Genomic DNA, 7,005 nt, shown 5'->3' on the forward strand with positions numbered 1-7,005 from the left:
GATCTGCCGGCCTCCCGCCGTCGTACTTTTGTTTGAAAGTGCGGGAGACTGGAACTTCTCGATCAGAAAGCGGACCACATTGATCAATCTGCAGCAGGATGCCGAAGGCTTCATCCGGATGAACCGGCATTTCCCGGAGAGCATCCTCGTCTCCCTCACCTTTTCCGATGGCTCGGTGGAGGAGGTCTCCGGCAAGCGGCTCAACCAGGCGTACGACGAAGCACTGGCCGAGTTCCGCGCCCAGAACCATCTGGACGCGAGAGGATTCTCGCGCCACCAGAAAAGTCGGAGCAACCCGGGAAACAAGCTCGACTTCGTGCGGGTCCAGCCCGGCATGGGCGACTGACGGGCTCGCTTAAAGCAACGCCTACTCGGCGAGGGCCTTGATGACCTCCTTGGCCACGTCCTCACTGGACTGCGGGTTCTGGCCGCTGATCAGGTTGCCCTCGCGCACCACGTGGCTGGCCCAGTCCGGGCCGGTCTCCACGTTGGCGCCCTTCCCCTTCAGGGCGGTCTCGACGAACCAGGGCGTGTTCTCTCCGGTGCCGCCGCCCATCTCCTCGGAGTTGGCGAACACCGTCACCTTGCGGCCCGCGAAGGCGAACGCGCCGTCGTCGGCCGTGGCGCTGAGCAGGCCGGCGGGGCCGTGGCAGAAGGGCGCGATGATCTTGCCGGCGCCGTCGGCCTCCACGAGGATCCGGCCGAGGTCCTTGTCCTGGAACAGGTCCGCCATGGGGCCGTGCCCGCCGGGCAGGACCACGGCGTCGTACCCGGCCATATCGACGTCGGCAAGCACCAGCGGTGCGAAGAGGTCGACGTCGATCATCTCCAGGTAGGTGCGGAAGTCCTCCGCCCGTTCCTCGCTGCCCACCGTGTCCGTCTGCAGGCTGAGCTTGTCCACGGTGGGTTTGACGCCGCCGGGAGTGGCGAAATCCACCGTGTGCCCGGCCTGCTGCAGGGTCCTGTGCGCCACCACCACCTCCTCGGCCCAAAATCCGGTGGGGTGCTGGCTGCCATCCTTCATGGTCAGCGAATCGGCGGCCGAGACGACCATCAGAATGTTAGCCATTGTCCTTGCTCCTTATGTGGTTTTCCTTGGTCTCGTGGGTGACAACCGGCGGCGCTCAGCCGGCCCAGTTCCTCAGCCGCAGCGCGGGCTCCTCGCCGCCGGCCTTCTGCAGCAGCACCTGGGTGACGCCGGTCAGTCCGCCCTCGAAGCCGAGAGCGCTGGCTGCCATGTACAGCCGCCAGATGCGGGCGCGGCCTTCGGACGTCAGGCGCACGGCCTCGTCCCACTGCTGCTCAAGGTTCTTCACCCAGGCACGCAGGGTCAGGGCGTAGTGCCGGCGGAGGGCCTCGGCGTCGAGCACTTCGAAGCCGCCGCCCTCCAGTGCCACCACCATCTCGCCCAGGCTGAGCATCTCGCCGTCGGGGAAGACGTAGCGGGGGATGAAGGAATCGGGATCGTCCTCGGTGGGTCCGGCGTTCCAGGAGATGGCGTGGTTGAGCAGCCGACCGCCGGGCCGCAGCAGGCCATGGAGCTGCGAGACGTAGCGGTTCAGCTGTTCGCGGCCGACGTGTTCGGACATGCCGACGGAGCTGATCGCGTCAAAGGGCCCGTCGGTCACATCGCGGTAGTCCTGGACCCGGATGTCCACCAGTTCTGTCAGCCCGGCCTCGGCCACCCGCTTGCGGGCGAGCTCCGCCTGCTCGGTGGACAGGGTGATGCCGACGACGCTCGCCCCATACCGCCCGGCCGCATGCAGCGCGAAGCTTCCCCAGCCGCAGCCCACGTCCAGCACCCGCATGCCCGGTTTTAGCCCGAGCTTGCGGCAGACCAGATCGAGCTTCTCCTCCTGGGCAGCCTCCAGACCAGTGTTTTCGTCCGACCAGACAGCGCACGAGTAGACCAGCGACGGGCCGAGCACCAGCCGGTAAAAGTCGTTGCCGACGTCGTAATGGTGCGAGATCGCGGCGGCGTCCCGTTTCCTGCTGTGCCGCCTGCCGTGCTTTTCCACCTTCGCTTCCTCCGGCGGGGGAGCGGGGTTGGGGCCCAGCGCGCCGAGCCGGATGACGGTCTTCGCCAGTGTCCACACTTCCCGGGGCGTCAGCGGACTGAATGGCCCGGGCTCGGCGAACTTGCCGGCGGAGCTCAGCGCCGCGAAGGCGGCGAAGATGTCGCCGTGTGCCGTGATTTCGCCCGCGACGTACGCGCGGCTCAGGCCCAGCTGCCCGGGTGACCAGAGGATCCGCCGCAGCGCTCTGCGGGAAGTGAACTCAATGAGCGGGGCACCTTCGGGGCCCGCTTCCGAGCCGTCCCACGCCCGCAGCCGGACCGGTATCTGATCGGTGCCCGGGTCTCCCTTGCCCAACTCCCCGGTGCCGAGGACGATGGCCAGTGCCTTGGCCAGGTTTGGTGCCGCTCCGGTCGTTTTTGCCATCCTCGTCGCCTCTCGTCCGCTGCCCAGCTCGGCGCCTGCGCCATTGCAGTCCCGTGGCAATAACGTACACAAGCCTGCCTGCACCGGACAGGGAGACAACCCTGTCTCGCAATGGCCTGTCTGGCAGTGGACGGGCCGTGCCAGCCCGGGAAGCAGCCGTGTCTGGACCGGGAACCGGCGCGGTGGGATCCTGATCGCAGGCACTCTCGGAGAGGGAAGCTGGTGGCAATCATGGACGATTCACCGGAAACACGTCAGAGGCTGTCCGAGCGCATCGATCAGAAGCAGCAGGAGATCCGCTCGTATCTGGGACGGCAGTTGCCCCGCCGCCACAGACTCACGGAGTTCAGCGTCATTGGCAGTGTGCTGGCTGCTCTGTTGACGGCTGGTCCCGCGTTCGGGGGTACGGAGTTCACCGGAGCAGTTCAGGACACGTTGTCCCTGGTTGACGCCTCGATCGTGTGGCGTGCTCTGTGCCTGGGTGCGGTGGTTCTGTCCGTAGGGGCCGGCCTCGCTACGAACTCCGCCAACTCGCAGTCCCTGGCCGAGAAGGTCAGTGCCGCGGAGACGGCCATCGCCCAGTTGGAGGGGCTGCAGCTGTCCCTGGACTTCGGCCGCATCGAGATCGACGAAGCGGCCCTGCTCTATAAACAATGCGTTTCCCACGTGGCCTTCGTGGACGCGGCGCCTTCGCGCTGAGCTTCCAGCGATTCGCCTGCCCGCCGCTAGGCTGACCTTGTGGCAACCATGTGGTGGAAGTCCTTGCCGGATTTTGAAAGAGATCTGAAGTCAGCAGACAACGATCGAGTTGAAGTGATGCGCCAGTGGGCAAGTGACCGCGAAGACTCCGCCGACGCACCCGGTCCTGGCCGCGCTCCGAAGGCGAGGCGCCATTTCAGGCTGATGCGTGTCGCTGCCGAGCAGGAGCTGGCGAGACGCGGGGTGCCCTGACAACCAAGTCCATAGCCCTCAGTAGAGGCACGGCTCTTTAGCGACAGCTCCGGCCGCTGTGTCCCCGGCGGAACTTCGAGTCGGGGCCCTGCTGTTCTGCGCCCAAAGCAAGTGTGGAACCGGCTAGGCGAGTCTGGACCCGGCATGAGTGCGGTGGGATCCTGATCCAAAACGTCGACGGGGGAGAAAGGCTGTAAGAGACCATGGACGAATCCGCCGATACGCGGCAACGGCTGTCGGAGCGCATCGACCAAAAGCAGCAGGCCATCCGCTCCTATCTGGGGCGGGAGCGGCCGCGCCGGAACCGGCTCTCAAACATCAGCATCGTAGGCAGCGCGCTGGCTGCCATGCTCACCGCCGGTCCCGCCGTCGGAGGGACCGGATTCACCGAGGCAGTCCAGGGGATCTTTTCCCTGGGCGACGACTCCATCGTGTGGCGGTTCCTCTGTCTGGGCGCCGTGATTTTCTCTGTCGCCGCTGCCCTCGCCACGAATTTCGCCAACTCCCGGGCCCTGGGCGAAAAAGTCAGCGCGGCCGAGTCCGCCAACGCCCAGCTCGAGGGCCTGCAGCTCTCACTTAACTTCGGCAACCTGGCCGTGCCCGACGCCCTCAAGCTCTACCAGCAAGCCGTGGCCCCGGTGGCGTTCGTGGATGAGGCACCTTCGCGCTGAACTGCTTAGTCGAACAACGCACGACGGCGGGTGGCTGGCAGGAATGCCAGCCACCCGCTTTGCGCGCGTCAATTAGCGCCTTTCAAGCCAGCAGTGCACAGATATCCGTGACTTGTCCGGTGCCTTCGAAGGGGCTGATTTGCCTTCCTCTTCCATCAAGAACGTATGTGACGGAGCCAATCGTAAGATAGATACCCTTCCTGTCGCCCTCTGGAATTGTAAGAACGTTCCTTCCTGTCGCCGTTATTTCGACGCGGTTCGGCGACACATTCTCCACATGGCTTGCTCCGGTGATGCCGAAGGTTACGCTTTCACCGGTCTTCACGTTGGTGAGCGTCACCTCTTGTCCTGGGGCGGTGAAAATGGTGGCTCCATTTGAAAGTTCGTTGACACCCGCCTTACCTGTAACCACAGCCTCAATCCTGTAGCCACACTCTTTAAGAGTCAGAGTGACGGTCCCGATGGGCTCCGGAGCGGCGGTGGCGACGGCCCCCGTTCCGGCTACGAGGCCGGTCAGCAGTCCTGTCAGTACTAGAAGCTTCTTCATTGCAAACTCCATCCAAGATGTCGTCAGGGGAAAATGCGCACGGCAAAGTGGCCGAAAAGTGCGCAAGAAAATACGATGATCATTTACGTCGAATATTCGAAAGGAAACGGCTCTCGCAAGAGACGACCGCAAATGAGTTGCCGCGAGGAAAGATGCCGGGCATCAGATTTCCCACTCATTTCCCCTTACAAAGTAAAGGTCAGCTCTCGGCATTAGCGTCTTTGATTAATGCCTAGATGCAGGATATTAGACCCTGCCTCTCACGCTTGGGAAGACAAATTCATTATTTGTCAAGGAATTCGATCTGGTTGTCACTGCCGCGATCGACCCGGTTCACCCCGACGTCGCCGGCCCTTAACCCGGCCCGTCAACCATGGGCACATGACTCCTCTCTCCCGCCGTAACGTCCTCAAAGGTGCCATCGCCGCTGCCGGTGCCGCCGCCGTCGCCCCTTCACTTGTAGTCCCGGCGCACGCCGCCCGCCCCGCCGCCGTTCCCCTGGTCCGAAACCGGCTGACGCTCCCGTCCGGCATCTCCACCGGAGACGTCACCACCAACTCCGGTGTCCTGTGGTCCAGGGCATCGGGCGCGGGGCGGCTTATCGCCAATCTCGTGGCCGTCGACGAGGGCGGGTCCGCGCTCCGCGGCAGCCGCGCCTTCAGCCGTGTGCTGCGCGGCACCACGGCCAGCGACGCCACCGACTTCACCTCCAAGATCGCCGCCCGTGACCTCCCGGCGGGAACCCGCTTCGCGCTCACGATGCACTTCGAGGACCCGGACGGGAACGCCGGCGAGGCTGCCCGCGGCTCGTTCAGCACCGCGCCTGGCTCGAAAGCCAACAGCTCCTGGTCCCGCAGCAACGGGACCAAACGCGGCCAGAGCTTCGTCTGGACCGGCGACACGGCCGGCCAGGGCTGGGGCATCAACGAGGAGATCGGCGGCATGCGCGGGTACGCGGCCATGCTTGCCGCCAAGCCGGACTTCTTCATCCACTCGGGCGACACCATCTACGCCGACGGCCCGATCGCCGCGCAGGTCACCGAACCTGACGGCCAGGTGTGGCGCAACCTCGTCACTGAAGAGGTCTCCAAGGTGGCCGAAACCCTCGAGGAGTACCGCGGCCGGCACCGCTACAACATGATGGACAAGAACATCCGCGCCCTCTACGCGGAGGTCCCTGTCATCGCCCAGTGGGACGACCACGAAACCCACAACAACTGGTATCCCGGGCAGATCCTTACCGACTCCCGCTACACCGAGCGCCGCGTGGACGTCCTCGCCGCCCGCGGCCGCCAGGCCTGGCAGGAGTACCAGCCCATCGCCCAACTCAGCGACGGCAGCACCGGCTTCGAACCGGCCCGCATTTACCGCAAGATCACCCGCGGGCCCCAGCTGGACGTGTTCTGCCTGGATATGCGCACCTTCAAGGACCCCAACACGGACGGCAAGGAAACGAACCTCACCCACATCCTTGGCCAGGAACAGGCCGACTGGCTCATCCGCGAGGTCAGCAAGTCCAGGGCCACGTGGAAGGTGATCTCCGCGGACCTGCCGCTCGGCATCATCGTCCCTGACGGTCCGGTCAACCAGGAGTCCCTCTCGAACCGCGACGCCGGTGCCCCCTTGGGCAAGGAACTCGAGATCGCGCGCGTGCTGTCCGCGTTCAAGCGCAACCGGGTTAAAAACGTGGTGTGGCTCACCGCGGACGTCCACTACACGGCCGCCCACCACTACTCGCCCGAGCGCGCCGCCTTCCACGACTTCGACCCCTTCTGGGAGTTCGTGGGCGGGCCCATTAACGCCGGCAGCTTCGGCCCCAACCAGATGGACGCCACCTTCGGCCCCGAGGTGGTCTTCTCCCGGGCAGGCGCCTATGCCGGCGAGTCCCCGCGCAGCGGCGAAAGCCAGTACTTCGGCCATGTGGACCTCGGCGAGGACGACGTCTTCTCGGTCACGCTCCGGAACGCCAACGGCGCGGTGATCTTCCGCAAGGACCTGAACCCGGAGCGCTGACCGGGCAGGCTCAACGAGCAGGACCGGTAGCCACCCTGCCCGTCTGGTGGGACGATTCCACTATGAGCGAGTTCTTTCCGGATCATGGGCCGCACCTGCACGCACATGCGGCCCCCACCACCCAGCAGATGCGCACCGTTGGCCAGCGCCGTCGGGACGCGGAAGAGAAGCTGGAACAGCATCTTCAGGAAGCCCGTCACAAAGACCAGCTGCAGCACGGTGAGACAGCCACACTCGCGGGTGCTCCGGCAGCGGACGGGCAGGACTTTTCCGGCCTTCAGTACGACGGTTTCCAGGACGACGGCGGGCTGCCCGACGGAGAGAGCGTGGATCCGAACCCGGGGCGGTAGTCCCTTTCCCGCTCCCTAACTTGGCAACCACC

The 7,005-nt window shown here is 65.2% G+C and carries 8 protein-coding genes; 5 read left to right on the top strand and 3 right to left on the bottom strand.

Features of this window, described 5'->3' with window-relative positions; translation table 11 throughout:
* Positions 1-79: 79 nt before the first annotated feature.
* Positions 80-346 carry a hypothetical protein gene (locus ACFQ50_RS24080; RefSeq protein ID WP_377998160.1) on the top strand — a complete coding sequence of 89 codons (267 nt, stop codon included), beginning with the start codon at positions 80-82 and terminating at the stop codon, positions 344-346.
* A gap of 21 nt (positions 347-367) precedes the next feature.
* Here ACFQ50_RS24080 and ACFQ50_RS24085 read toward each other — a convergent pair whose 3' ends face one another.
* Positions 368-1,069 (bottom strand): type 1 glutamine amidotransferase domain-containing protein, encoded by a 702-nt coding sequence (locus ACFQ50_RS24085; protein ID WP_377998148.1) that lies wholly within the window; start codon positions 1,067-1,069, stop codon positions 368-370.
* Positions 1,070-1,124: 55 nt separating this feature from the next.
* Positions 1,125-2,441 (bottom strand): class I SAM-dependent methyltransferase, encoded by a 1,317-nt coding sequence (locus tag ACFQ50_RS24090; protein ID WP_377998150.1) that lies wholly within the window; start codon positions 2,439-2,441, stop codon positions 1,125-1,127.
* 231 nt (positions 2,442-2,672) lie between these two features.
* On the opposite strand from ACFQ50_RS24090, the gene ACFQ50_RS24095 reads away from it, so the two are divergent.
* Together ACFQ50_RS24095 and ACFQ50_RS24100 are read left to right on the top strand one after the other, a co-directional pair.
* Positions 2,673-3,140, top strand: a complete 468-nt coding sequence (locus ACFQ50_RS24095) for a hypothetical protein (RefSeq protein WP_377998152.1) — start codon at positions 2,673-2,675, stop codon at positions 3,138-3,140.
* A gap of 455 nt (positions 3,141-3,595) precedes the next feature.
* Entirely contained in the window at positions 3,596-4,063 is a 468-nt protein-coding gene (locus ACFQ50_RS24100) for a hypothetical protein (protein WP_377998154.1), read from the top strand.
* 82 nt (positions 4,064-4,145) lie between these two features.
* On the opposite strand, the gene ACFQ50_RS24105 is transcribed toward ACFQ50_RS24100, so the two are convergent.
* On the bottom strand, positions 4,146-4,610 hold the full coding sequence (locus ACFQ50_RS24105; RefSeq protein WP_377998156.1) for a hypothetical protein: 465 nt from the start codon (positions 4,608-4,610) through the stop codon (positions 4,146-4,148).
* A 381-nt stretch (positions 4,611-4,991) separates the two neighbouring features.
* On the opposite strand from ACFQ50_RS24105, the gene ACFQ50_RS24110 reads away from it, so the two are divergent.
* Both ACFQ50_RS24110 and ACFQ50_RS24115 read left to right on the top strand, forming a co-directional pair.
* On the top strand, positions 4,992-6,623 hold the full coding sequence (locus tag ACFQ50_RS24110; protein ID WP_377998158.1) for an alkaline phosphatase D family protein: 1,632 nt from the start codon (positions 4,992-4,994) through the stop codon (positions 6,621-6,623).
* 62 nt (positions 6,624-6,685) lie between these two features.
* Positions 6,686-6,973, top strand: a complete 288-nt coding sequence (locus ACFQ50_RS24115; protein ID WP_377998159.1) for a hypothetical protein — start codon at positions 6,686-6,688, stop codon at positions 6,971-6,973.
* Positions 6,974-7,005: the final 32 nt, after the last annotated feature.

Source organism: Arthrobacter sp. NPDC056493 (genome assembly GCF_042795115.1).
Lineage (GTDB): Bacteria > Actinomycetota > Actinomycetes > Actinomycetales > Micrococcaceae > Arthrobacter.

Excerpts from the sequence above, each read along its gene's own strand:
- ACFQ50_RS24095 (WP_377998152.1), top strand. The coding sequence starts at position 2,673 with ATGGACGATTCACCGGAAACACGTCAGAGGCTGTCCGAGCGCATCGAT.
- ACFQ50_RS24110 (WP_377998158.1), top strand. The coding sequence starts at position 4,992 with ATGACTCCTCTCTCCCGCCGTAACGTCCTCAAAGGTGCCATCGCCGCT.
- ACFQ50_RS24105 (WP_377998156.1), bottom strand. The coding sequence starts at position 4,610 with ATGAAGAAGCTTCTAGTACTGACAGGACTGCTGACCGGCCTCGTAGCC.
- ACFQ50_RS24090 (WP_377998150.1), bottom strand. The coding sequence starts at position 2,441 with ATGGCAAAAACGACCGGAGCGGCACCAAACCTGGCCAAGGCACTGGCC.
- ACFQ50_RS24115 (WP_377998159.1), top strand. The coding sequence starts at position 6,686 with ATGAGCGAGTTCTTTCCGGATCATGGGCCGCACCTGCACGCACATGCG.
- ACFQ50_RS24085 (WP_377998148.1), bottom strand. The coding sequence starts at position 1,069 with ATGGCTAACATTCTGATGGTCGTCTCGGCCGCCGATTCGCTGACCATG.
- ACFQ50_RS24100 (WP_377998154.1), top strand. The coding sequence starts at position 3,596 with ATGGACGAATCCGCCGATACGCGGCAACGGCTGTCGGAGCGCATCGAC.